The organism is Dehalococcoidia bacterium (assembly GCA_041649635.1).
GTDB lineage: Bacteria > Chloroflexota > Dehalococcoidia > E44-bin15 > E44-bin15 > JAYEHL01.
In genome coordinates this window covers 151,430-176,704 of sequence record JBAZMV010000004.1, presented here as the reverse complement: position 1 = coordinate 176,704, position 25,275 = coordinate 151,430, and the positions used below count along the sequence as shown (strand labels likewise).

Annotated in this window: 28 protein-coding genes; 17 read left to right on the top strand and 11 right to left on the bottom strand. The window is 56.9% G+C overall.

What is annotated here, in order from left to right; all coding sequences use genetic code 11:
• Positions 1 to 6: 6 nt before the first annotated feature.
• The 6 genes from WC562_07385 (at position 7) to WC562_07360 (ending at position 6,735) form a co-directional block, all read left to right on the top strand.
• On the top strand, positions 7 to 1,227 hold the full coding sequence (locus tag WC562_07385) for a hypothetical protein (GenBank protein ID MFA5055973.1): 1,221 nt from the start codon (positions 7 to 9) through the stop codon (positions 1,225 to 1,227).
• Positions 1,228 to 1,300: 73 nt separating this feature from the next.
• A complete protein-coding gene (locus WC562_07380; GenBank protein MFA5055972.1) occupies positions 1,301 to 3,436 on the top strand; it encodes an alpha-amylase/4-alpha-glucanotransferase domain-containing protein in 2,136 nt (711 codons plus the stop codon).
• A gap of 148 nt (positions 3,437 to 3,584) precedes the next feature.
• Complete coding sequence (locus WC562_07375) at positions 3,585 to 4,226, top strand: CocE/NonD family hydrolase (protein ID MFA5055971.1); 642 nt, start codon at positions 3,585 to 3,587, stop codon at positions 4,224 to 4,226.
• A gap of 134 nt (positions 4,227 to 4,360) precedes the next feature.
• Positions 4,361 to 4,864, top strand: a complete 504-nt coding sequence (locus WC562_07370; protein ID MFA5055970.1) for a hypothetical protein — start codon at positions 4,361 to 4,363, stop codon at positions 4,862 to 4,864.
• A 69-nt stretch (positions 4,865 to 4,933) separates the two neighbouring features.
• On the top strand, positions 4,934 to 5,971 hold the full coding sequence (locus tag WC562_07365; protein ID MFA5055969.1) for an ATP-binding cassette domain-containing protein: 1,038 nt from the start codon (positions 4,934 to 4,936) through the stop codon (positions 5,969 to 5,971).
• Positions 5,968 to 6,735 (top strand): ABC transporter permease, encoded by a 768-nt coding sequence (locus WC562_07360; protein ID MFA5055968.1) that lies wholly within the window; start codon positions 5,968 to 5,970, stop codon positions 6,733 to 6,735. Before WC562_07365 ends, WC562_07360 begins: the two co-directional genes overlap by 4 nt.
• A gap of 63 nt (positions 6,736 to 6,798) precedes the next feature.
• On the opposite strand, the gene cutA is transcribed toward WC562_07360, so the two are convergent.
• From cutA to nifS, 9 genes are all read right to left on the bottom strand, one after another.
• A complete protein-coding gene (gene cutA / locus WC562_07355) occupies positions 6,799 to 7,125 on the bottom strand; it encodes a divalent-cation tolerance protein CutA (GenBank protein ID MFA5055967.1) in 327 nt (108 codons plus the stop codon).
• A 1-nt stretch (position 7,126) separates the two neighbouring features.
• A complete protein-coding gene (locus WC562_07350; GenBank protein ID MFA5055966.1) occupies positions 7,127 to 7,852 on the bottom strand; it encodes a UPF0280 family protein in 726 nt (241 codons plus the stop codon).
• Entirely contained in the window at positions 7,852 to 8,262 is a 411-nt protein-coding gene (locus WC562_07345; protein MFA5055965.1) for an NIL domain-containing protein, read from the bottom strand. The genes WC562_07350 and WC562_07345 overlap by 1 nt, the downstream gene beginning before the upstream one ends.
• A gap of 348 nt (positions 8,263 to 8,610) precedes the next feature.
• The gene (locus WC562_07340) at positions 8,611 to 9,819 is read right to left on the bottom strand and encodes a homocysteine biosynthesis protein (protein MFA5055964.1); all 1,209 of its coding nucleotides are present in this window, start codon (positions 9,817 to 9,819) and stop codon (positions 8,611 to 8,613) included.
• Positions 9,820 to 9,951: 132 nt separating this feature from the next.
• A complete protein-coding gene (gene cysE, locus WC562_07335) occupies positions 9,952 to 10,626 on the bottom strand; it encodes a serine O-acetyltransferase (protein ID MFA5055963.1) in 675 nt (224 codons plus the stop codon).
• Positions 10,619 to 11,566, bottom strand: coding sequence for a cysteine synthase A (gene cysK / locus WC562_07330; protein ID MFA5055962.1), 948 nt, complete (start codon positions 11,564 to 11,566; stop codon positions 10,619 to 10,621). Before cysK ends, cysE begins: the two co-directional genes overlap by 8 nt.
• A 257-nt stretch (positions 11,567 to 11,823) precedes the next feature.
• Positions 11,824 to 12,879 (bottom strand): tRNA 2-thiouridine(34) synthase MnmA, encoded by a 1,056-nt coding sequence (gene mnmA, locus WC562_07325; protein ID MFA5055961.1) that lies wholly within the window; start codon positions 12,877 to 12,879, stop codon positions 11,824 to 11,826.
• A gap of 1 nt (position 12,880) precedes the next feature.
• The gene (locus WC562_07320; GenBank protein MFA5055960.1) at positions 12,881 to 13,945 is read right to left on the bottom strand and encodes an AIR synthase family protein; all 1,065 of its coding nucleotides are present in this window, start codon (positions 13,943 to 13,945) and stop codon (positions 12,881 to 12,883) included.
• 22 nt (positions 13,946 to 13,967) lie between these two features.
• Complete coding sequence (gene nifS, locus WC562_07315) at positions 13,968 to 15,143, bottom strand: cysteine desulfurase NifS (protein MFA5055959.1); 1,176 nt, start codon at positions 15,141 to 15,143, stop codon at positions 13,968 to 13,970.
• 131 nt (positions 15,144 to 15,274) lie between these two features.
• Here nifS and WC562_07310 point away from each other — a divergent pair, with 131 nt between their 5' ends.
• The 10 genes from WC562_07310 to WC562_07265 all read left to right on the top strand — a co-directional run bounded on the left by WC562_07310 (position 15,275) and on the right by WC562_07265 (position 22,339).
• Positions 15,275 to 16,006 (top strand): ABC transporter ATP-binding protein, encoded by a 732-nt coding sequence (locus WC562_07310; GenBank protein ID MFA5055958.1) that lies wholly within the window; start codon positions 15,275 to 15,277, stop codon positions 16,004 to 16,006.
• Positions 15,994 to 17,223, top strand: coding sequence for a SufD family Fe-S cluster assembly protein (locus WC562_07305; GenBank protein MFA5055957.1), 1,230 nt, complete (start codon positions 15,994 to 15,996; stop codon positions 17,221 to 17,223). Before WC562_07310 ends, WC562_07305 begins: the two co-directional genes overlap by 13 nt.
• Positions 17,224 to 17,335: 112 nt before the next feature.
• Entirely contained in the window at positions 17,336 to 17,755 is a 420-nt protein-coding gene (locus WC562_07300) for a hypothetical protein (protein MFA5055956.1), read from the top strand.
• A 12-nt stretch (positions 17,756 to 17,767) separates the two neighbouring features.
• Entirely contained in the window at positions 17,768 to 18,160 is a 393-nt protein-coding gene (locus WC562_07295; protein MFA5055955.1) for a YajD family HNH nuclease, read from the top strand.
• A gap of 244 nt (positions 18,161 to 18,404) precedes the next feature.
• On the top strand, positions 18,405 to 18,593 hold the full coding sequence (locus WC562_07290; protein ID MFA5055954.1) for a hypothetical protein: 189 nt from the start codon (positions 18,405 to 18,407) through the stop codon (positions 18,591 to 18,593).
• A gap of 93 nt (positions 18,594 to 18,686) precedes the next feature.
• Positions 18,687 to 19,640 (top strand): hypothetical protein, encoded by a 954-nt coding sequence (locus WC562_07285; protein ID MFA5055953.1) that lies wholly within the window; start codon positions 18,687 to 18,689, stop codon positions 19,638 to 19,640.
• 30 nt (positions 19,641 to 19,670) lie between these two features.
• Positions 19,671 to 20,156 carry an adenosine-specific kinase gene (locus tag WC562_07280; protein ID MFA5055952.1) on the top strand — a complete coding sequence of 162 codons (486 nt, stop codon included), beginning with the start codon at positions 19,671 to 19,673 and terminating at the stop codon, positions 20,154 to 20,156.
• Between the two features lie 27 nt (positions 20,157 to 20,183).
• Positions 20,184 to 20,654 carry a GNAT family N-acetyltransferase gene (locus WC562_07275; protein MFA5055951.1) on the top strand — a complete coding sequence of 157 codons (471 nt, stop codon included), beginning with the start codon at positions 20,184 to 20,186 and terminating at the stop codon, positions 20,652 to 20,654.
• Between the two features lie 9 nt (positions 20,655 to 20,663).
• Complete coding sequence (gene msrA / locus WC562_07270) at positions 20,664 to 21,224, top strand: peptide-methionine (S)-S-oxide reductase MsrA (GenBank protein MFA5055950.1); 561 nt, start codon at positions 20,664 to 20,666, stop codon at positions 21,222 to 21,224.
• 158 nt (positions 21,225 to 21,382) lie between these two features.
• A complete protein-coding gene (locus WC562_07265; protein MFA5055949.1) occupies positions 21,383 to 22,339 on the top strand; it encodes an ROK family protein in 957 nt (318 codons plus the stop codon).
• A 2-nt stretch (positions 22,340 to 22,341) separates the two neighbouring features.
• Here the strand turns inward: WC562_07265 and WC562_07260 are convergent, their stop codons facing one another.
• Together WC562_07260 and WC562_07255 are read right to left on the bottom strand one after the other, a co-directional pair.
• Entirely contained in the window at positions 22,342 to 23,520 is a 1,179-nt protein-coding gene (locus tag WC562_07260; protein ID MFA5055948.1) for a CaiB/BaiF CoA-transferase family protein, read from the bottom strand.
• Between the two features lie 93 nt (positions 23,521 to 23,613).
• Positions 23,614 to 24,201: a hypothetical protein gene (locus tag WC562_07255; GenBank protein ID MFA5055947.1), complete on the bottom strand. Its 588-nt coding sequence runs from the start codon at positions 24,199 to 24,201 to the stop codon at positions 23,614 to 23,616.
• A 264-nt stretch (positions 24,202 to 24,465) separates the two neighbouring features.
• Between WC562_07255 and WC562_07250 the strand changes: the two genes are divergently transcribed.
• Positions 24,466 to 25,197: an MBL fold metallo-hydrolase gene (locus WC562_07250; GenBank protein ID MFA5055946.1), complete on the top strand. Its 732-nt coding sequence runs from the start codon at positions 24,466 to 24,468 to the stop codon at positions 25,195 to 25,197.
• Positions 25,198 to 25,275: the final 78 nt, after the last annotated feature.

The window sequence follows — 25,275 nt, the reverse complement described above, 5'->3', positions numbered from 1 at the left end:
GGACGGATGTATTGGGCTAATTTCCTGCACATCTATCAACCGCCGACACAGACGGAGGAAGGCATCAGGAAGGCCGCCGGCGAGTGTTACCGCAAGCTGGTGGAGATACTGAGCCATAATCAGTGCACCAGAATCACGCTGAATATAAACGCCTCACTGACGGAGCAACTGGACAGATACGGGCTGCAAGATATCATCAGCGGGCTGAGAAGACTTGCGGAACGCGGACAGATAGAGATGACCGCCAGCGCAATGTATCATCCCGTTCTGCCTCTTATCCCGCGCTCCGAGATGGTCCGCCAGATAAAGCTCAATACCGAGGTCAACCGCAAATACTTCGGCGATGTCTACAAGCCCTCCGGCTTCTTCCCCCCCGAGATGTGCTACAGCAAGGATGTGGCTCACATCATCGCCGAGCTTGGCTACCGGTGGATAATTGTCGACGAAATATCCATTAACGGTAATTTAGGCTATGCCCCTTGCGACAAGATTTATAACATCAACGGACTGAAGGATTTCTGTGTGTTTTTCAGGGAACGCGCTTTCAGTCACAAGTTAACGCAGGGAGCATACCAAGACGTAAACAGCTTCATCGACGCGCTGGGCGAACGCACTAAACGGCATGAATATCTGCTGACCGGCAGCGACGGAGAAGCTTACGGATGCCAGGGCACGGGCCTGGGCAAGCTTCTCAGCGATATCTATAAGAGCCGCGCTATTGGCACGTGCACGATATCGGACCTGATGATCGCGTTTAAACATATAGAAATGGTAGAACCGCTGCCTTCTTCGTATCACACCAGTGAGGAAGAAATGGCAAAGGGAGCACCATACCGGAACTGGCACGATACGGACAACGATCTGCACAAGCTACAGTGGCAGCTAACAAACCTCGCCATCGACGCGATAAGCGGCACTCAAGACGAGAGCGCCCAATTCCGTTACGCGCGGAATCTGCTGGACCAGGGACTGCACAGCGATCAGTACCGGGGCGCCGGCTGCCGGCCCGTTTGGGACCCAGACATGATAGATCGCGGCGTCAGGATGCTGATGGAATGCATCATAACCATCAAAGAGAAGCTGCCCAAGGACGTACTCGATCAGGCGCAGGAGCTTCAACGCGAAATTAAAAATAAATCTCTGCAGTGGCAATATTCAGGAGAGATTGACAGGCGGCGCGAAGCCTATGTCAACAACCATTCCAAGATGACGACCGCGCAGTCCTGATGTATCATCCTGTAATATCGCTTATACTATAAACCTGTCGACAAGGTTAGTAATAAATCAAAAAGGCAAATGAATGCATAAAATCTATCTGGGATTAGCGATACACAACCACCAGCCGGGCGATAACTTCTCCTACGTCTTCGAAAAAGCATACAACCAATCATACCTGCCGCTAGTCGAAGCTCTGGAAAACCACCCCGGCATCAGGCTTTCGCTGCATTACAGCGGATGTCTGCTCGACTGGCTCATAGCGAACCGACCCGACTTCATCGACCGCATCGCGGCGCTGGTAAAAAGAGGCCAGGTCGAGATCATGAGCGGCGGTTACTACGAGCCGATACTGCCCATGATACCGGACAGCGACAAGCTGGGACAGATAAACAGGCTCAGCGCGGCAGTCGAAGAGCGATTCGGCCACGAGCCGACCGGTATGTGGCTCGCCGAGCGTGTCTGGGAGCCGCAGCTGCCCAAGACGCTGGCGCAAGCCGGCATCAAGTGGACCGTTGTCGATGACAACCACTTCAAGACGGTGGGCTTATACGACGGCGATATGCTCGGATACTACGTTACGGAGGAAGAAGGGCGCCCCGTCAAGGTATTCGCCAGCAGCAAGAAACTGCGCTATCTCATACCGTGGTGGCAGGTAAAAGACGTTATCGAATACCTGAAATCACTGGCCGAGGAGGGCGGCGACAGGATAATCATGATGGGCGACGACGGCGAGAAGTTCGGGCTGTGGCCCGGGACCTACAAGCACTGCTGGGAGGACGGCTGGATGGAGCAGTTCTTCACCGCCGTCGAGGAGAACAGCGACTGGCTGCGCACCATCCCCCTCGGCGAATACGCGGAGCAGCACCCGCCGCTCGGCAGGGTATATCTGCCCACCGCTTCGTATTCCGAGATGCAGGAGTGGTCACTGCCGCCCGCCGTATCTTACGACTACGGGCACCTGCTGAAAGACCTGGAGGCCGAGAATCAGGACGATATTTTAAGATACGTGCACGCCGGCTTCTGGCGCAGCTTCATGGCCAAATACCCCGAGATTAACTCGATGCAGAAGAAGATGCTGCGCGCTCACGATAAGGTCTACCGAGCGCGTGAGCTATGCGAATCCGACGCCGGGCTGGACGAGCTGTGGCGCGCCCAGTGCAATTGCCCCTACTGGCACGGCGTCTTCGGCGGGATATACTTCGGCCACATACGTCACGGCATTTTTCGCCACTTGATCTCTGCCGAGAACGCCGCCGACGAAATCCTGTTCGATAATAAGCCTTTCATCGTCCACGAGACGACAGACTTCGACAGCGACGCTCAGGAAGAGCTTCTCATAGAGAGTGACAAGCAGAACGTTTATATCGACCCCAACGATGGCGGCTCCATCTTCGAATGGGACCTGCGCCGTCCGCAGCACAACCTCGGAGCCGTGATGACGCGGCGCGACGAGGCCTACCACCGCGACCTCATCGAGGCCGAGCGCATACGCAGGGAAGGTAATTGCCAGGCCGACGACGGCAGGGTCAAGAACATACACGACATCATCAAAAGCAAACAGGAGGACCTGGACAAGCTGCTGTTCTACGACAATTACAGGCGGGCCTCTCTCATCGACCGCTTCCTGCCCGCCGACACGACCGTCGACAGCCTGCTGCGCGGCGACTATCAGGAATGCGGCGACTTCGTCGGGAAAACATACGAGTGCTCAACACGGAAGAAATCGAACTGCGTTACAACGCACTTGGTACGCGACGGTCACGTGAAACATGGTGACGAGGTACTGACAATTCGCGTTGAGAAGACGATATCGCTTACTGCCGGTTCGGAGGAGATGGAGGTCACATACCTGCTGACCAACACATCCGGTGCGACGATACAAACTACCTTCGCCTCGGAGTGGAACCTGGCGTTGACCGAGGACGCGCACTGCAATCATTGCTCCTACACCGCAAATGGCGAACGCAAGCCGCTCGCCAGAACCGACGATATTTCAAACATCGACCGACTGCGCATCTCAGACCCGCACATCGGAATCGACATATTGATGACCGCCGACAGGTCGATGAAGCTCCGGCGCTATCCCATCGAGTGCGTGACCAATTCCGAGGACGGCTTTGAGCTCACCTTCCAGGGAAGCTGCTTTATCCTGGGCTGGGACATCGCAATAGAGCCGGGCCAGGAGTGGGAATTGAACCTGAAGTGGCAGCCTGAGTAATGAGGTAAAGGAGACAAAGTCTCCTGACGGGGGGTATTAGGGGTGTCCCCTCAACCTTAGAATTTCCCTTCCGCAGAATCCTTCTAAATAGTCTTATCATGGAAGGGCCAAGATTGGGGGACAGCAGGGGGTTGACTAGCTCTTAACCATGCTAAAACAACGAATCACATTCCAAAGCGGAGACCTGAGGCTGGAAAGTGTCCTGTACCTGCCGAACGGCGACGGGCCTTTCCCATGCGTCGTCGTCTGCCATCCGCACCCGCTCTACGGCGGCAGCATGGACAACAACGTCGTCGACGCCGTTTGCAATGCGCTCGTCGATGCCTCGGTCGCGGCGTTCAAGTTCAACTTCCGCGGCGTGGGCCGCAGCCAGGGGCGCTACGACGACGGGCGGGGCGAAGGGGAGGACGCAAAATCAGCGATTGAGTACATCGCGACGTTACAGGAGATCGACGCGGGACGCATAGGCCTGTGCGGCTACTCGGCGGGCGCCGCGTTCTCGCTGCCCGCCTGCTGGAACGACGAACGCGTTAAGGCCATCGCGGCCATATCGCCGCCCCTTGAGATGTTCGATTTCACATTTCTCACCGACTGCGAAAAACCGCTGCTCCTGGCCTCGGGGAGCTACGACGACTTCACCCCCACCGATCGCTTCATTTCCTTCTGCAGTGAGCTCGACGAAAACTCGGAGCAGGAACTTGTCGTGGGTGCGGACCACTTCTGGTGCGGATACGAGCCGAAACTGGCGGAAAGAGTCGCGTTCTTTTTCAGCAAAACATTTACGACGTAGGGGCGCCGCTTGCTGCGCCCTTTATTATCCGGGCAGGACGAACCTGACCCTGCTACATATACAAAACCGGCGCTTGACAATACATCGAATCAATGATATATTTCCATTTTGGAAATATCTTTATCGGAATCGCGATGGCAAAGAATATGAACGAGCAGCTTTCCTCTTCCGAGGTAGGTCAGTTTATAGAATACCTGGACGAAATGCTTGCCGGTGCCAGACCGGCCCCTACCCCGGAGATGCTCAGTCTAATGACCCGGTTCAAAAGACTGAAGAGTGGGGAGAGCTTCCATCCTGAAATGGATCCGTTGGCTTTCAGCCGCATGGGGGGCGTTCTGTATCGGGGTGCCAATCCGACCATGGGGGAGATGAGCAAAATCCTCTCGCTGCCGTTTTCTACGACGTCGCGGATGGTGGATGCAGGTGAAAGTATAGGCATCCTGCAAAGGCTGCCCGATACCGCTGACGGGAGGGTTGTCAGGGTGACGCTGACCGATGACGGGCGCCGGCTGCATGAAGCTATGAAGGATATGCAGGCGCAGGGGATAAAAAAGGTGCTGGTCTGTTTGACGCCGGAGGAGAGGGCTATCCTGCTGACACTCCTTCGCAAGATAACGACATCTATGAAAACGGTTTGATCTATGTGATTATATTTCCAATGTGGAAATAGTTTTGAATCGATGAAGGTTATGACGGGAGCAAACGATATGACTGGAGAGAAAAGCGTCATCGTGACGCGCAAGCTGACCAAAGTATATAAGGGCAATACCAAGGCCGTTGACGGCATCGACTTCGAGGTCAAGGCCGGCGAGATATTCGCCTTCCTGGGTCCCAACGGTGCGGGCAAGACCACCACCATCAAGATGCTGAACACGCTGCTGCCGATCACTTCGGGGAAGGCCATGGTGGCCGGATTCGACGTAGCCAGGCACCCGGCCGAGGTGCGCAAACGCATCGGGTATTCCGCGCAGGACGTCGGCGTGGACGAGCACGCTACCGGTCGCGAGAACCTGACGCTGTACGGCCATTTCTACCGTCTGGATAATGCCACGATAAAGCGGCGCGTGAAGAACATACTCGAAATCGTCGGCCTGACCGAGTACGGGAACAAGATGGTCTCAACCTATTCCGGCGGCATGCGCAAGAGGCTGGATCTGGCCATGGGGCTTATACATCGCCCCCAGATACTGTTCCTGGATGAGCCGACCACAGGGCTCGATCCCCAGACCAGGGCGCATATCTGGGAGTACATCCAAAAGCTGGTGCAGAAGCTGGGCATGACGATATTTCTGACCACGCACTACATGGAGGAGGCCGACAAACTGGCCGGCCGCATCGCCATCATCGACCTGGGCAAGATAATCACCATGGGCACATCCGACGAGCTCAAGCGCTCCATCGGCGGCGACGTTGTGTCGATTTCTCCCGCGGGCGATGACCCTGAGGCATGCAAGGAACTGGTAAAACGTGCGGAGGAAGTCCTGACGGGCAAGCCTTTTGTTATCGGGACCAAGCCCGCGGACGGCGATCTGGCGGTCTACGTGAAAGACGGCGGCTCTGCCGCGCCCGGAATCATGCAGGTTCTGGACGCGCAGGGGATCGCGGTCAGGACCATGTCCATATCGCGGCCGTCGCTGGACGACGTGTTCCTGAAATATACCGGACGCACCATACGCGCCCAGGAGGGCACGCGCACCACCTTTGCTCAAATGCACCGCATGAGTAATCGGAGGAGAGTAAGATGAACGCTCTTAAAGATACCTGGTACATATCGCTGCGCGATATCAGGACGCGCCTCCGCATGCCGGTTTTCCTGTTCATGAGCATGGCCCAGCCGATACTGTTCCTTCTGCTCTTCCCCGAGATATTCAAATCCGTGGGCAGCGCGATGTTCGCAGGAGGCACCAGCTACCTGCAGTTCTTCACCCCGGCCGTGCTGGTGATGACTGGTCTCTTCAGCGCGGTGTTCTCCGGCATGGGCACGATAATGGACATAGACACGGGCATTCTGTCCAGGATGTCGGCTACACCGGTGACACGCGTCTCCATCATACTGGGCCGCGTCATCGCAACCGTGGTTGTTCTACTGGTTCAGGCCGCCATCATCCTGATCATCGGGGTGATCATGGGTGTGGATATCGCAACGGGCGCGGGCGGGGCGCTGCTGGCGCTGCTGCTCATAGCCCTGCTGGGGTTGGGCATCTCCGCTTTCTCCAACGGGGTGGCGCTCCTGGTAAAGAGGCAGGAAACATTGATGGCGACGACGAATCTTCTTACCCTGCCGCTGATGTTTCTCTCCACGATGATGATGCCGGAAGAGCTATTGCCGGGCTGGCTCCAGACGGTGACGAATTTCAACCCGGTAGACTATACCATCGTAGGTGTGCGCAGCCTGTTCCTGGAGGGATACAACTGGAGCGATCTCTGGCCTTCCTTTGCCGTCCTGGGCGGCATCGCGGTGGTGATGGTCATCTTCGCCACAATGATGGTGCGCAGGCGGGTGGAATAACGGGTTTGAAAACGGGTATTTAACGTCGTAGATAAATGTAGGGGCTTGATTAATCAAGCCCGTCTATTTACAAGTCGATTCATCTATCCAATCGAGATAATCCTTATTACCGCCGATGATGGGCAGGGCGATTATCTCGGGCACGGAGTAGCTGTGCCTGCTTTTAACCAACGCGACGACATCATCGAGCAGAGACGCCTTTGTCTTTACGATGAGCAGCGATTCATCCGCGGAGTCGATCTTGCCCTGCCACCAGAACCTGGAATGAACCTCCGGCACGATATTAACGCAGGCCGCTAGCTTATCGGCTAGTAGCGCGTCGGCAATCTCCTGTCCTTGAGCCTGCGTCTCAGTTGTTATGAAGACTACGATATGTTTTTCAGCCGACATGTCAATCCACCTTGGAGAGCTTAACCTGCCCCCACACACCGAGCTTGTCCCCGACTATAATCACGACGCCGGTGACACCATCGATCGATTGAGCCAGATCTATCGCTGCCGGGATATCATCCGCCGACTGGACGATGTTTGACACGGCGGTAGCTGCGGCGTCGGCCAGGGCGGTCGAAGGCGAGATGACGACAACGGCATCGGCTACTCCAAAGTTCAGTGAGTGGCCCACTGTTCCCGACGAGGTGCATACTCCGAGCGGTATATCGTCCGGTTCTATATCGATGGCCAGCTTACCGCTTAGCGGGCTGTTTCCGGCAAAGATGCCGATTCTCCTCGGTTTCCTGATGTGGATAAAGATATCGCCGCCGTTCTCAACGATTACCTCGGCCGAGCGCTTCATCAGCACATGGCCGATGTCCTCGGCTATAGCCCCGGCTACGGCGGCCATGGGTCCCACACCGGCCTTTTTCGCGGCGCTTGCCATTATCGCTACGATCGAGGGAGCGTCTTCGGAGACGTCTATCGGGTCCAGCGTGACCAGGAACTCCAGGTTCTGCTCTATGTAGCGCTCAAGCTCGGAGCGGCATCTTTTAATCTCCGCCTGCGCCTCCACACGGAAGTCGCCCATAGCGCTTATCTGAACATCGCTTTCCTTATCCGCGACCCGAAATGAAACCAGGTCGGAATACTTGACCCAGTTGTGGTAGATGCGCAGCTGGCCCACTAAAGGTAGACCTCCATGGCCCGGGGCGGGCAGGCCAGCACGCAGAGCTCGCAAGCGGTGCATTCCGCCGGATCGAACTTGACCATCCTGGTTTTGTGGTCAAGGGACAGCGCGCCGCTGGGGCACACGGCTATACAGGCTCCGCAGTGGGTGCAGCGATTATCGTTCCGTATAACGTCCTGACCCAGCGACTGTATCTTCACCCCCGCGGTCTGGAGGAACTTTATTCCTTTATCGTAGTTGTCCCGAGCACCTGACAGCTCGAGCACCATTCGCCCTTCCTCGTTGGGCATGATAGATGCCTTGAGCACGTTGAGCACAAGGTCATAATCCTTGACCAGCTTATAGATCACCGGCTGGTCTACCCGCCGCGCGGGGAAATGAAGCACCACTCTTCTCTTAATAACCATCTCTCAACCTCGCATAGGGTCGGTTTATCCAACTCGACCGCTTGTTTATCGTCAATTGAGTCGACCCATAATTATATTCAGCCCCCTGTATCCCCCAATCTTGGGGGAGGTGAGGGATTCGGGGGACACCCCCGATTTCCCCCGGCAGGAGCTTCTCCTGCATCTCTTTTTTAAAGGTCGACGTTTAAGTTTCGTTGAACCCCCTGCATTTCAACCCCCCTTAGTCCCCCTTTCGTAAAGGGGGATTTAGGAGGATTTGTGTAGGGGCGAAAAATTTTTCGCCCCTACGTGGCGTCTCCGTCATTCCGGTAAAAACCGGAAACCGTAACGGGCGAGGTCTCCTCGCCCCTACTCCTCGATGGGACGTTCGTTGAACGGTTTCGCCGAGAGCCCGGAATCGGCGCCGGGCAGCGGAGCCACCGCATCCGTGAGCAGGAACTGCCCTTTGGCAATCCACTCCTTTAGCGTGTTAGCTATCTCCAGCGCGCGGGGGTAGCTGGAAAGCGAGGCGGTGGGCACCTTCTTGTTTTGCACTACGATAAGCCCGCTCTTGAGTTGGCCGTAGCTTACCTCGCCCACGATGTCCGGATTGCGCTGCGGGTAAGCGCCGCTATAATCCACTATTGCGGCGTAGATTTCGTCATCCTTCACCGCTGTATAGCGCAGTATCTCCTCATTAAGTATCGGTATCGGCACCCCGATGCCCACGGTCATGGTCGGACCGTAGCCCAGCATGCTGGTGCCCACCAGCCACCTAGGACTCATACCCTTGAGGTCGCCGATGACGGCCAGCGTCCCCGCCCCCCTCTTAGGCACGCCGTTATCTCCCCTGAGCGCGGCCGGGCTATGCTGCGTGCCCTGCCAGGCCACGTAGCCGACTCCGCCGCCCAGGAATATCCTGGTGCCGATGCCGATGGTCTTGTAGAACGGGTCGTTGAGCAGCGGCGAAAGCTGTCCCGCCGAGCAATAGTTGGCGTTGCCCATGTTCGGCTTGAGCACGCCTAGATAGGTGTAGATAGTCTTGTCCGACAGGTTCACCGCCACGTTATAGTTCTGATAGGCGTTCCTCATGTTGAAGAGCACGGCCTCATTCATATCCTTGAGCTTAACCCGGCTCTCCAGTTTCTTGCGCGGGTAGCAGTCGGTGCCGTAGGTCACGGCTGAAAGCCTTACGTCCTTGCCCGCCACAAGCGCCTCGATGACATGGCCGCCGCCGTAATTGAAGGCGCCGGGATGCACCTTGTTGCGCGGGTCGTCGTCGGGCATGGCAGTGGCGCCGAGGATGATATCGACGGCGGCAACTCCGGTGTAAGCAGGAACGTCGTTCAGATATACCTTGCCGCCGCCGAGCTTGATGCGGGGTTTGGTATGACCCAGGTTGAAATAAGCGCTGGAGCTGCACATCGGGCCGAAGGTGCCGGTGGTTACAACGTCCACCTCGCGAGCCGCCTTTTCGACGCCCTTCTTTGCAACCAGGTCGATGATCTCCTCGGCGTTGACCACGACCGCCTGGCCTTTCTTTATCTTTTCGTTGATCTCAGCTATAGTCTTGGCCATCTATTGCTCCTTCGCTAGGCTCCATTAATTGCGGGCTTGATTAATCAAGCCCCTACATATCGTCCTCAATTCGTACCCGTCATTCCGGTGAAGACCGAAATCCATAGGGCGAGACAACCTCGCCCCTACCATTTATCCTCTTGCCATGTGGTCGTCGCTACCGACCTTATCCTTATCGTCGTTCTTAATATTCAGCATCCCCTCGATGCGGGCCAACCTGTCCAGCATGCCTTCCTGCTCCGCGAGCATGACCTTTATCGCCTCCCTGTCGTGCTCCAGCGCCTCCTCCGGCCGCCCCCTGCGAACGACGCGCGCGGGCACGCCGACGACCGTCGTTTTAGAGTCGACTGATGTGACGACAACCGAGCCGGCCCCAACTCGGGCCTCATCCCCGATAACTATATCGCCCAGCAGTATGGCCCCGGCTCCCACGACGACGCCGTTGCCCAGTGTCGGGTGGCGCTTCTTCTTATCGTGCGTAGTACCGCCGAGCACCACGCCCTGATAGAGCAGGACGTCATCGCCGATCTCGGAAGTTTCGCCTATGACCACACCCATGCCGTGGTCTATGAAGAACCTCCTGCCTATGGTCGCCCCCGGATGTATCTCGATGCCCGTAAAGAAACGGGCGGTATGCGATATCAGCCGGGCGAGCAGCCGCATGTGATTGCGCCACAGGAAATGCGCCACGCGGTGGTTCCATATCGCATGCAGGCCGGGGTAGCAGAAAAGCACCTCGATGGCGTTCCTGGCCGCCGGGTCCTTTGCGAATATGGTCTTTAAATCTTCCCTGAACAAACTAACCACGCTTTTCAGCTTCGTCGATTTGATACAGCGTCGTGCTCATATAGCGTTCGCCGCCGTCGGGCAGTATCACCACTATTAGCCTGCCCTTGTTCTTCAGCCTGCTTGCTACCTGCCGCGCGGCCCATGCCGCCGCCCCCGACGATATGCCGGCCAGTATGCCTTCTTCACGCGCCAGGCGGCGAGCCGTCTCTATCGCGTCTTCCTCTTTCACGGCGATTACTTCGTCGATAATATTACGGTTGAGAACGGCGGGCACAAATCCGGCGCCGATGCCCTGAATGCCGTGCAGGCCGGCGGTCCCTCCGCTGAGCACGGGCGAGCCAGCCGGCTCCACCGCGATCACCTTTAGGTGCTCCCTGCGCTGCTTCAGCACCTCGCCGACGCCCGTGATCGTTCCCCCCGTTCCAACGCCGGCGACGATTATATCAACCTCGCCGTCCGTATCGCGCCATATCTCCTCGGCGGTGGTCTCTCGGTGCACTCGCGGATTAGCCGGATTTGTGAACTGGTTCGGCATGTAGCAATTCGGGGATCTTCCGGTTATCCTGTTTGCCTCCTCGATGGCGCCGCTCATGCCCTGCTCTCCGGGAGTCAGTACAAGATTGGCGCCCAGGGCCTGAAGCAGCCTGCGGCGTTCGCGCGACATTGTTTCGGGCATGACTATTATAAGCTTATAGCCTTTAGCGGCGCATATGGCGGCCAGCGCGATGCCGGTATTGCCGCTGGTCGGCTCCACTATAGTCGTATTCCTCTTGATCAAGCCGTCACGCTCGCCGGCCTCGATCATAGCCCTGGCTATTCTGTCCTTAACGCTGGAGAGGGGATTGAAATACTCCAGCTTGGCCGCGACTTCGGCCTTTATGTCCCGCTCTGTCTCCCATATCTTGACAAGGGGCGTATTCCCTACCACCTCAGTTACATTTTTAGCGATGCGCTTCATCTTATAACCTTCCTTGCAAAGTCAGGCTATCATTTTAGACCATATGTAGCATAGTATCAAGGTCAACCCCCTGTTATCCCCCGGTATCCACTACTGTCATTGCGAGGAATCCTTCTATGATATTGTGGTATGTGGAAGGACGACGTGGCAATCTCATCGTTTTTACGACCTGGCGCGCCACGAGATTGCTTCGTCCTTCCACAGAGCGAGTTTCGCGGAAGGACTCGCAATGACAAAGGGCGATTCGTGAATCGCCCCTACGCGCCGCCCGCCCGCTCGATGGTGCCTCCCCCCATGACGACAGAACCGCGATAAAAGACGACTGCCTGCCCCGGCGTTATCGCCATCTGCGGCCGTGCGAATTTCACGATTACCTCGCCGTTTGGCATCGGAGTGACGACAGCCTCTCCTTCACGATGGCGGTAGCGTATCTTAGCCTTGAGATTTATCGGCCTCTTCGGCGCGTCGGACTCGATCCAGTTCAGGTTCGACGCTACAAGCTCGTTGCCGTACACATCTGATTTGTTGCCGACGATTATTGCGTTGCGCTTAACATCGATACCGGTCACGTACAACGGTTCCCCCGCTGAAATACCCATGCCTTTCCGTTGCCCGATGGTATAAGACAGTATGCCGCGATGCGTGCCGAGGATATTCCCGTCCCTGTCCAGTATTGGGCCCGTCTCGTCCGCCTGGGGCATGCGCGCTCCCACGAATCCCCGGTAGTCCCCGCCGGCGACGAAACACACGTCGCGGCTCTCCTCCCTTCCGGCGGAAGCGAGGCCGAACGCCCTGGCCAGGATGCGCGTGTCCTCCTTCTTCATTCCCCCCAGCGGCAGAAGGATGCGCTCCAGGACATCCCGGCGCAGGAAATAAAGAAAATACGACTGGTCCTTGACCCTGTCGCGCCCCTTCTTCAGGTGATACTTCTTTGACCTTTCGTCTTTTTCGATGCGGGCGTAGTGGCCGGTAGCGACGAAGTCGGCGTTTATCTCCCGCACCTTGTCGAAGAGGACGGCGAATTTGACGCGCTCGTTGCACCTGACGCACGGGTTCGGAGTACGGCCGCGGCCGTACTCTGCGCAGAAGTGATCAACGACCTCTCTATCGAACAGTTTACGGCAATCGACAGTGTGATGCGCTATCCCCAGCTTCTTCGCCACAGTCTGCGCCACTCGAACGTCGTCGTCCGAGCCGCCGGCAGGCTTGACACGGATAGTCAGCCCGACGACATCATATCCCTGTTCTTTAAGCAGCGCGGCGGCCACGGACGAATCCACCCCGCCACTCATCCCAACAACTACCCGCGACATATCACCCTTTGCCCCCGTACTTCTCAAGCGCGTCGAAGAAAGCCTTCCAGAACGGGTCGACTATAGGATGCTTCAGCTTCTTCGCCCTGCCCTTCTCAACCAGAACCATGCCCTGCTTCGGGTCGGTCAGCTCACCTACGATCGACGATTTTATTCCCTTGCGAGTTAAGGCGTTTACGACAGTTTGAGCCTTGTTCGGCTTGCAGGCGGCGATGAGAGTGCCCTCGCTTATCGAGGCGTACGGGTCGATGCCGAAATAGGAGCATATCTCCATTACGCAATCCTCGACGACGATTTTCTCTTTCTCGACCCTGACGCCGAGCCCCGCCGCCTGGGCGAACTCGTGCAGGCCGCCCCAGATGCCGCACTCGGTAGCATCGTGCATGGCGGTCACGCCTTTATCCCTGACGCCGATGTCTATAGCCGTCATCGCGTCCTCGACAACGGACATCTTGTAGAATATCTTCTCCGCCTTTTTACTGAAGGCCTTGCCGAACTCCTTTTCGATTAGCTTGGGGAACATCGTGGCCAGTATGCCGACGGCCTCGATGGCCGGGCCTTTGGTGATTATTATCTTGTCGCCGGCACGAGCCAGCTTAGGCGTTACATATTCGTTCTTGCCGCCGACTCCGATTACCGTGGCCCCGCCGACCATGGGGTAGTGGCAGTTCTCGTAACGGCCGGTATGTCCGGTGACGATGGTGATGCCGATCTTCCTGCACTCGCGGTGCATGGTATCCCACATTATCGTGAGCTGTTCCCTTGTGATCTCCATCGGCAGGTTAAGGTCGATCGACATGTACGCCAGCTTGAGCCCGCTGGTCGCCGAATCCGAGGCCAGGATATGTATGGCGAACCAGGCCGCGCGCTCCCATCCATACTCCGGCACGATGAACACCGGATCCGTGGTCAGCGACACCGCCTTGTTCCCGATTTCAACGATGCCGACATCGACGCCGTGCTGCGGCCCCACCAGCACCTTATCGCTTTTGGCGCCCAGCCGCGGGAAAATCAACTCGCTGAATATCTCGGGCGATATCTTGCCTATCTCTGGCAGTTCAGTCATTATTCCAATCCTCGAGTCTATATTATTTACGCGATGCCTTGTGCAGCTTCTTGATTATCGGAGGCAATATCTCCAGGACATAGTCGATATCGCTCGCGGTGCTCTCGCGTCCCAGGCTGAAGCGCACGGAGTTGCGCGCCTCGTCCTCCGTGTAGCCCATGGCCATGAGCACGTGCGAAGGCCCCTTGTGCCCGGTCTGGCAGGCCGACGCTGTTGACACCGCGACCCCGGCCATATCAAGGTGCGAGGCCACAGCCGACCCCTCGACGTGCTCGAAGTTGACGTTAACGTTGTTGGGCAGCCTCAGTTTAGGATGGCCGTTGAGCCGCACCCCGTCGATTCCGTCAAAGAGGCCTTTTATCAGCCTGTCCCTGAGCCGGGAAAGCCGCTTCTGCTCCTTCGCGAGTTCGCCCTGCGCTATCTCAGCCGCCTTGCCCAGTCCAACGATGCCGGTGACGTTCTCGGTGCTGGCGCGCAGCGCATGCTCCTGCTCGCCGCCGTGCAGGAATGACGTTATCTTTGTCCCTTCCCGAACGTACAGTGCGCCTACGCCCTTGGGGCCGGAGAGCTTGTGCGCCGACACCGAAAGCAGGTCGACACTCAATTCATCGACGTTCATGGACACGTGGCCCACCGCCTGCACCGCGTCGGTATGGAAACAGATACTCCTCGATTTTGCGATTTGTCCTATTTCGATTATAGGCTCGATCGTGCCGACCTCGTTATTGGCGTACATCACGGAAATAAGGATCGTTTTCTTAGTAATCGCCTTCTCAACAGCCTTCGCATCGACGAGGCCGTATTTATCGACGGGCAGGTAGGTGATATCGAAGCCCTGAGCTTGCAGGAAACGGCAAGGTTCGAGGACGGCCGGGTGCTCGATCGACGTTGTGATTATATGGTTACCTTTATCGCGGTTGGCATAAGCTATCCCTTTGATCGCCAGGTTGTCGGACTCCGTGCCGCCGCTGGTGAAGACTATCTCGTCATTGGTGCATCCGAGCAGCAGCGCTACCTGCACGCGCGCGTCCTCAACCGCCGCCCTGGCCTCCTGCCCGAAGGAGTGCCCGCTGGACGGGTTGCCGAACATGCCGCTCATATACGGTATCATGGCCTGCACCACGTCCGGGTGCATCGGCGTCGTGGCCGCGTAATCGAGGTAAACCCTTCTTGTCGCTGCTTGATTCTTCTCAATCATAAAATAACCTGCTCTATTAACATCGATATTATATAGTATATTCGCTTCCGCCTCACATAGGCTATAATGTGACAAATATCATTGTATTCATATCGCAGGCGATATAAAATAGTGTCCTTCGGAGGTGCGCTATGCTTGAAGTCCAGAATCTCGGCGTAAAAGTAGGCGATAAACAGATAATAGAAGATATCAGCTTCACCATCGATATCGGCGAGACCCTTGTGCTGTTCGGGCCCAACGGCGGCGGAAAGACAACGCTGCTCATGGCGCTGATGGGGTTCCCGCGATATCAGATAACCGGAGGACGGATCGTCTTCAAAGGCGAGGACATAACCCGTATGCCGGTTGATGAGCGTTCGAAGAAGGGCATCGGCCTGCTGTTCCAGCGCCCGCCCGTTGTCCGCGGCGTTAAGCTGAAAGACATGGTCAAGGCCTGCATCGGCGATAAGAAGGATGCGCCATCGGTGGAAGATCTGGCGCAGAAATCGAACATGACGGAGTTCCTCGATCGCGAGGTTAACTACGGCTTCTCCGGCGGCGAGGTCAAGCGGTCGGAGCTGCTGCAATTGCTGGCGCAGGACCCGGAGTTTGTTCTGCTCGACGAGCCTGATTCCGGCGTCGACCTTGTGAACATCGTCCTCATCGGACAGATGATAAACGAGCTGCTGCACAAGGACCAGCTGCGCAGCAGGACCAGCTCGGGGCTTATCATCACGCATACGGGACATATACTCGATTATGTGGAGCCGGACCGCGCCTGCGTATTACTCAACGGCGGCATCTGGTGCCGCGGCAATCCGCGCGAGATACTGAGCAGCATCAAAAGTCACGGCTATGAGGGGTGTGCAGCATGTCAGAAGTAGCAAAGAACAGCAAGAGCGATAAAGATAACAAAGCGGCGGCCGTCCCCGCACCGGAGACAAAGGTCGATCTCGGCAGCTATGTCTTTGAATCAGAGGAACTACCCTATCAGAAAGACCCGGCGAAGCTCTCGGCGGAGGCCAAGGGACGCATGGGGGAGGTCGGGGTCATGGTGGATGACGCCAAATCGCGGGCCGGCACCTTCATACAGGTGGATCACTCCGTGGTGCACAGCACGACCGAACAGGACGGAGTCGAAGTGCTGGGCACGAATATGGCCCTGGAGGCGCACCCCTGGCTCAAGGACTACTGGTGGAAGCTGATCAATCCGGAGGCGGACGAGTTCACCAGGCACGCCAATGCCCATCCCTTCAACGGTTACTATGTCCACATCGCGCCGGGCGTCAAGGCCACATATCCGGTGCAGTCATGTTTATACATCGCCAAGCACGGGCTGGCGCAGAACGTGCATAATATCGTTATCGTTGAAGAAGGAGCCGAGCTTAATATCATCACCGGCTGCACCGTAGCTCCCGTCGAGGACGAGGGCATGCACATTGGCGTCTCCGAGTTCTATGTTAAGAAGGGCGGAAAGCTCAGCTTCACCATGATCCACAACTGGGCGCCCAAGATGGCCATCCGTCCCCGCACCGGCGTAACGCTTGAGGAGGGCGCCGTCTATATGAGCAACTACATCTGTCTCAAGCCGGTGCGCACCATGCAGATGTATCCCACCGCCTGGTGCAAGGGCAAGAACGCCCGCGCCCGCTTCAACAGCGTGCTGGTGGCGCATGAGGGCAGCCACCTCGACGTCGGCTCGCGCGTGCTGCTGCAGGCCGAGCAGACCCGGGCCGAGATTATATCGCGCACTATAAGCATGGGCGGAACGATTATCGCGCGCGGCTTCTTATCCGGGCAGGCGGCCGAGTGCAAGGGTCATCTGGAGTGCCGCGGCCTTATCTTAGGCGATAGCGGTAAAATCCATGCCATACCCGAGCTCGAGGGCACGGTGTCCGGAGTCGATCTGTCGCACGAGGCGGCCGTTGGCAAGATCGCCGAGGAGGAGATAGAATATTTCATGGCGCGCGGCCTTTCCCGCGATCAGGCGGTATCGACTATAGTGCGAGGTTTCCTCAGCGTCGATATAGAGGGGCTGCCTCCGGACCTGGCGGCGCAGATACAGCGCGCCACCGACCTGAGCGAGCAGGACGCTATGTAATTTAAAAAGAGAGGTACAGGAGAGAAAGCTCTCCTGACGGGGTGTTAGGGGTGTCCCCTAATTCCTTTTAAGTTCCCCCAAGAATGGGGGATTCAGGGGGTTGAACAAATAAATGAACATATCAGACCGCGATAGAAAACTACTCTGGACGAGGGCCGGCAGCCGCTGCTCTTACGATTACGGCGGTAGAAGGTGTAACACCAAGCTCCTTACCTACGTCGACGGCAGGCTCACCGCGACCGGGGATGAGTGCTACATAGTGGGCGAGACGCCGAACGACCCGCGATACGTCGATGCTTTCCCCCAGCGTATCACTTACTATAATTCGATACTTCTGTGCAAAGAGCACCACAAGTTAATCGACAGCGACCCCGAAACTTACTCCGTCAAAGTTCTCCACGAGATGAAGGACGCGCACGAGGCCGAGGTGGAGAAGGAATCCAGGAAGGACGCTCACACGCCGCCCGCCCGGACGAATGACGATGAGCTTCTCAAGGCGATTCGAAGAGCGCAGAAGGAAGCGGGGAAGTAGGAATCTTGCCATATGTCGCCCGCTAAAAAAGACTCCGACAAAATGAACCGGCTCGAAGCGCAGGTGCGGCGCGAGCGCGTGAAGTGGGACCAGAGCTATCGCGGCCAGGCCCTCAAGATACTGCCCCACATCTGCTCTCACTGCGGCCGCGAGTTCTCCGGCAAGCAGCTCAAGGAGCTAACGGTACATCACAAGGACAACGATCACACCAATAATCCCCAGGACGGCAGCAACTGGGAGCTGCTCTGCATCTACTGCCATGACAACGCCCACACAAGGTCGCTGCAGGCCCACGGCTATGTGCCTCCGCAAACGGGCGCAGGCGGACAGTCGCGCTCAACGTACAAGCCTTTCGAGAACCTCAAAGCTTTGTTAGGTAACGATGAGTCGAAAGAAGAGGGTTAAGAGGGCTCCCGTGAAAGAGGTGCAGGAGGGTTTTCTCCTGCCGGGGTTCTAGGGGTGTCCCCTATTTTTTAATATCCCCCAAGATTGGGGGATAGCAGGGGGTTGATGACGAAAAGGTGAGTCCTCCTCAGCGGCTTGCATGCATTAAATCAGGATTTGGGTGTGAGCAACAGCCCCTTGACTTAAATTATGTAATGATATAACCTCACCAATCATAGCGACCTGCATAAAGGAGGGAAGTGTCATGAATGCCATACACAGGACCATGGGTCATGTCTGTGAACGATGCCACCTGTGCAACTATGCCAGGGAGCATAAGGACGGGAAGCTTTACAAAGTCATGAATTCCCCCGTTCACGGCAGCTGGTGCCCCTCCTGGCAGGGATACAAGAAGCTGGAGGCGGAAGGGAAGCTGAAAAGCCAGCAGAAATGATGTAGGGGCGAGGAGACCTCGCCCTCCCTGGATTGCCCGATCAAGTCGGGCAATGACAATATAGAATAGTCGTTCACATCGAAGGGATACTACATGAAAAAAATCCTATCCGCAATAGCCTTAGCAATCATCGTGATAAGCGTTGCATCCATCGCTGCATGTAAAAACGACGGTGGGAATGTAATCGAAGAAGCGACGCCGACCGCGACCGTACAGACGAGCACGCCGACCGTCACCCCGTATAGCACAACTTTCATCATACCGCCGGCAACTCAACAGTATCCTTCGCCGATAATCATCGACCATAACTGCACCGATATCAGCAAGATATCTCCGGACTGGATAACGCAAGCCAAGAACATCCTGGGTATCGCATACGGCCACACATCGCACGGCAGCCAGATAACCACGGGGATGTCAGGCCTCGAAGGGTTCGCCGGGGAATTGTACGCGTGGAACGGAGACGGCTCGGGCAGCGCTCTGCAGCTCAAGGACGGCGGGCTGGGGTCCGCCAGCGATTTGGGCAACCCGAGCTTCACGGCGTGGGAGTCGACCACGAGAAGCTATCTCGATTCTCACCCGTCTACGAACGTGGTCATGTGGTCATGGTGCGGACAGGTGAGCGGGGCCTCATCCGATGATATCGATACCTATCTCGGTCTCATGAGCGGACTTGAGGATGATTATCCAAGTGTCCATTTTGTTTACATGACGGGCCACACCGACGGCACCGGGCTTGAGGGCAACCTGCACATTCGAAACCAGCAGATCATGGACTACTGCGTAGCGAACAACAAGATATTATATGACTTCGAGGATATAGAGAGCTACGACCCGGACGGCAACTACTTCGGCGACAGATACGTCACCGACAGCTGCGACTACGACGGCGGCAACTGGGCCGTCGAGTGGCAGAACTCGCATCAGGAAGGAGTCGACTGGTATCAGTGCTCCTCGGCGCACAGCCAGCCGCTCAACGCCAACCTCAAGGCCTATGCGGCGTGGTGGCTCTGGACCCGGCTGTCCGGCTGGAGTGGTAATATATAATCGTTCAATCATATCAATGAGAGGTGCTATATGGAGTTTAAGCTTGTTCAGATCGACAAACCGGAGGGTATGAATTTTATCCTGGGACAGACGCACTTCATCAAGAGTGTTGAGGATATACACGAGGCGCTGGTGCAGGCCGTGCCGGGCATCAAGTTCGGCCTGGCGTTCTGCGAGGCCAGCGGCCCCACGCTGGTGCGCGCCTCGGGAACCGAAAAGGAACTGATAAAAATGGCAAAGAAGAACGCCCTGCTGCTGGGCGCCGGACACTCCTTCATCATTATGCTCGGCGAAGGCTACTTCCCCCTGAACGTACTGAACACCGTGAAGGTGGTTCCGGAGGTCTGCCATGTCTTCTGCGCCACCGCCAACCCGACCCAGGTGATCGTGGCTGAGAGCGAGCAGGGGCGGGGTATCCTGGGCGTAATCGACGGATACAGCGCCAGAAAGGCCGAGACCGAAGGTGATAAGTCCAAACGCAAGGAGTTCCTCAGGAAGATCGGATACAAACTATAGAATCGACTAATCTGGAAAAGGAAATCGATGAGTGTAAAAATCAGAAAAGCTGATATTGAAGATGCGAAAGGCATCGCCGAACTGCTTAAGAAGGCCGACATGTCCGTTTACACGACTCATACGCCTTACAATATGACTGCTGTCAACATCGCGAAGCACATCAAGCTTTGCCATGCCGACAAGAGCCACTCCATCTATGTGGCGGAGAACGCTGACGGCGGAATCGTCGGCTACTTAGGGGCGCACTGGCTGCCCTACCTCTTTCTCGACGGGCCGGAGGGCTACCTCTCCGAGCTGTTCATCGACGAATCTTATCGCGGCAACGCCATAGGCACAAAGCTGCTGGAGACGGCGAAGGAAGAGGCCAAAAAGCGCGGCTGTTCCAGGCTGCTGCTGCTGAACAGCAGGTCGCGCGAGTCATACCGGCGCTCATTCTACCGCAAGAAGGGCTGGACCGAGCGCGAAGAGGCGGCCAACTTCGTCTACAACCTGAAGTAGGAGAGAGACATCGGCAACAGCAACGCCAAATCGCAAGCTAACGAAACAGCCACCCTCGCCGGCGGCTGCTTCTGGTGCCTGGAGGCCGCCTTCAAGGAGCTCAAGGGCGTCGAGCGCGTCGTGTCCGGCTATACGGGAGGGGCGGTGCAAAACCCGAGCTATGAGCAGGTGTGCAGCGGGGGGACGGGTCAAGCCGAGGCGGTCCAGGTCACATTCGATCCGAAGGTCGTTTCGTATCGGGATATCCTCGACGTCTTTTTCTCGATTCACGACCCGACGACGCTGAACCGCCAGGGCAACGACGTCGGCACGCAGTATCGCTCGGCGATTTTCTATCACAGCGACGAACAGAAAAGCATCGCCGAGGAAAAGGTTCGAGAGCTCGATTCGTCGAAGATTTTGAGCAGTCCGATCGTCACCGAAATCGTTCCACTCGACGCATTCTATCCGGCGGAGGACTATCATCAGGATTACTATGCACATCACGGCTCACAGCCCTATTGCCGCGCCGTTATCGAACCGAAGTTGTCGAAGCTCCGTAAGCAGTATGGCGATAAATTGATAGCGTAGGGGCATCCTTCCATATACTTTAATATCATGGAAGGACTGTGCCCCTACGGGAATACCCAACCGTCATTCCGGAGAAAGCCGGAATCCATGGCGGGCGAGAAGACCTCGCCCCTACTCGATTGACCTTCCGCAGATTATGTTTTATCCTTAGCGTTATCATGAAAGAGAAGCTGAACGTGGGCGTGGACATAGGCGGCACCAAGATTGATGCCGTGCTTGCCGACGACTGCGGCAATATTATAAAGCGCGAACTCAAAGAGACGCGCGCCAGCGAGGGCCCAAACGCCGTCATCAAGCGCATCGTCGACGCCGTGAAGGCCGTCTCCTCCGGCAGCAAGATCGCGGCCGTGGGCATAGGCGCCGCCGGCATAATCGATGTTGAAACCGGCCTTATCACGACTTCACCCAATTTGCCAGGCTGGCGTAACATCAAGCTCAAAGACATTCTCGAACGAGAACTCGGCATAAAGACCTTTGTTGATAATGACGCTACCGTGGCTGCGCTGGCTGAACACAAGTTCGGCATAGCGGCGGGATGCGACCATTTCATCTGCGTGACCCTGGGCACCGGCATCGGCGGCGGCATCGTGACGAACGGTCAGGTATATCGGGGGACCTCCGGCGCCGCCGGAGAGATCGGTCACATGACAATAGACGTCAACGGCCCGCTGTGCGGTTGCGGCAACAGAGGCTGCTGGGAGACGCTTGCATCGGGCTCGGCGCTGGAGCGCGAGGCTAAAGCGAAGATGGCGGAAGGAATTCAAACGACTATTCCCAGGTACGCCAAGGGAAGCGACGGCAGGGTCACCGCCAAGGGCATCTTCCTTGCGGCTCAGGACGGCGATGAACTGGCTAAAAAGCTCATTGAGCAGCTTGGCTTCTACGTCGGGGTAGGGCTGTCCAACCTTATCAATATCTTTAATCCGCAGCTCGTGGTCATCTCGGGCGGGGTCTCACGCATGGGCGATATGCTGCTCGAACCGGCCAGGAAAACGGTACGCGAGCGCGCCTTCGAGCTTTCGGCGAAGGCGGTCCGCGTTGAAGTCTCATCGCTGGGATATGACGCCGGGCCGCTGGGAGCGGTGGCCCTGGCGCTCAGCGAACTGTCACGCTAAAGCTAGGCTACGGCGCCCGATTCCCTCAGCTTTGCGATCTCCTCTTTGGAATATCCCAAGTCGTTCAGAATCGCATTTGTGTGCTCGCCCGGCTTGGGCGCCAGGCTCTTCACCTTGCCCGGCGTATCGGACATCTTGATGCCGATGCCCACCTGCTTCACCTTGCCTATCTTGGGATGGTCCATCTCTATGACCATATTGCGGTGCAGTATCTGCGGGTCCTGGAAGGTTTCGTCGAGCGTATAGACCGGAGCGACGCAGACGTCCTTCGTGCGCAGCAGCTCGACCCACTCCTTCTGCGTCTTGGTCTTGAAAATCTTCTTGAAGTCCTCGGTGATTTCGGCCCACCTGTTCCAGTCCCACTCGGAGGCCAGCAGGTCCTTGCGGTCGATGAGCTCGCACAGGTTGCTCCAGAACCACGGCTCAAGCGCGCCGATGGTGATGTATTTGCCGTCCTTGGTCTCATACACGCCGTAGAACGGGGCGCCGCCGATGACCAGCATGTCGCCGCGGGTGGGGACTCGGCCGGTATCGAAGTAGCCCGCCGCCTCGCCGTGCATCAGTGAGACGACGCCGTCGGTCATGGAGATATCCACGTGCTGCCCCTTGCCGGTGCGCTCGCGCGCCAGCAGCGCCATGCAGATGCCGAGCGCCGCCTGAAAGCTGCCGCCGGAATAATCGCCGATGAGGTTCAGCGTCATTACCGGCGGGCCGTTGCGCGGGCCGATCATGCCCTGCGCTCCACCTATCGAAATATAGTTCAGGTCGTGGCCGGGAAGCTGTGCGTACGGCCCGTCCTGCCCGAAGCCCGTGATCGAACACAGGATTATGCGCGGATTTATCTTGCTCAACGTGTCGTAATCGCAGCCGAGGCGCTGCAGCACGCCGGGGCGGAACTCCTCAACGACGACATCGGCGTCCTTGACCATCTTATAGAGAACCTGCCTGGCCTCTTCCGTCTTCAGGTTAAGCCCGATGGCGCGCTTGTTGCGCCCCTCGGCGTTGAACACGCGCCGCCGCTCCGCGGTCTCGTCCTCCATGGTCTCGATGGTCATTGAGGCGCGCCCGCCGGCGGCCTCGACCTTTATCACATCGGCGCCCATGTCAGCCAGCAGCATAACGCAGAACGGGCCCGGTCCCAGTCGGGTCAGGTCAATTATCTTGATACCTTCCAGTGCCATTACCATAAGTCAACTCTCCTCCGAATTATTTTTAAGCACAAACCTGTTGCATCTTAAGTCAGGCTGTTATCCCTTGTCAACGCCGCGATTCAGCTATGCGACCGCTTCCGCCAGCTTCTGCTTGAGCGGCTCCAGCTTCGCGTTGTATTGCTCGCGCAGCGCTTCCTCGATCTTCCGCCAGGCGGCACTGCCTTCGACGTTAACACCAGCCACCGCGCTGCCCGATATCCCCACCCCCTGCAGCAGCACGCGCCTCTCGCTCTCCAGATGGCTGTACTCTTTGCTGTATGTAGTGTCGAGCGCGGCCTCCATCTCCTCAAGCAGCTTTTTTACGCCGTCGATTGATTCGTCGATAGCACCCTTCTTATCGGCCGCCAGCGCCGTCAATCCCTCAGCGACACGGTCGACCGACTCCATCGTCACGCCTTTGTCGAAGCTTAGCGATCCAGCCAGCCCCAGCCGCGCCCCTTTGCCGACTAGAGACCTGTCCTCGGCACGCAATTTCTCGATGTCGTCCTTAAGGATCTGAGTAGAGCCATGGGTAAGATACTTGTCCGCAATGGCCTTGCCGATGGTGAGGAGTCTTTCATCCTCCTGCTTCTTCATCTCATCCGGGGAAAGTTTCCCCAGCTTGCCGGCCCTCTCCATGGCCCTATCGTAGGCGCTCTTCATCTCTCCCATTTCATCCTCTGCAACTTGGCTAAATTAACGCATATCAATTATACTATTCTTTAGTGTGATGACAAAGAGGTTCGTTTCCCCTGATGGAATCAGACGATAAGTCGAACTGAACATCTATGGCACTGTAAGAGATGCAGGAGAAGCTCCTGCCGAGGGAAATCGGGGGATACCCCCGATTTTTTAAGTCCCCCAACGTATGGGGGACTAGCAGGGGGTTCGGGAAATTACCTTTAGGCAAAACCTTGTTGCGAGATTAGCTGATTTATGAAACTGTTCGACAACCTACATTGCTACATATGGCAGGGCAAGGGCAACAACTGCAACACCTACGTCTTCACCGGCGCGCTGGAAGGCGACCGTCCGCATGTGCTGATCGACCCCGGACACGTTATGAACGAGATGAAGGAGCCCTGTCTGGACACGCTACTCAAGGGCATGGGCAAGGACGGGATCAAGCCCGAGGATATCGGATTGATAATAAACACCCACGGCCACTGGGACCACTTCCAGGCCAGCCGCGCACTTGTGCAACTGAGCAGAAAGAAGGCGGGTGTTCCCGACGAAACGCTGGTCACGCTGCACGAAAAGGAGACGGAATACCTGGCATCGGTTTTCGAATATATGTCCCAGAAGGCCAGGGAGTCGGTCTTTTTCGAGCCGTCGTTCTATCTGGTCGACGGAGAGTTGAACCTGGGGAAACAGCTTACGCTCCGGGTGATAAACACGCCGGGGCATACACCGGGGTCGCTCTCGCTATACTGGCCGGAGAAACGACTGGTCATCACGGGCGACCTGCTCTTCTATGGCGGCGTTGGACGGACGGATTTCGGCGGCGACGGACAGGAATTAAAGCAGAGCATCGAGCGGCTGATGGAGCTTGATATCGAGTACGTACTGCCCGGCCACAGCACCGAGCTGGGATCGATAATACAGGGCAGGGACAAGGTGCAGAAGAACTTCGCTATGGTAAAGATGAGCTATTTCTCAATGCTGTAGCGTATAATAAGAGAGGTATCCCTCGATTATCTTCACGGCACCCAATAGCTGGGGATTATAGATCAATCGCCTTACACA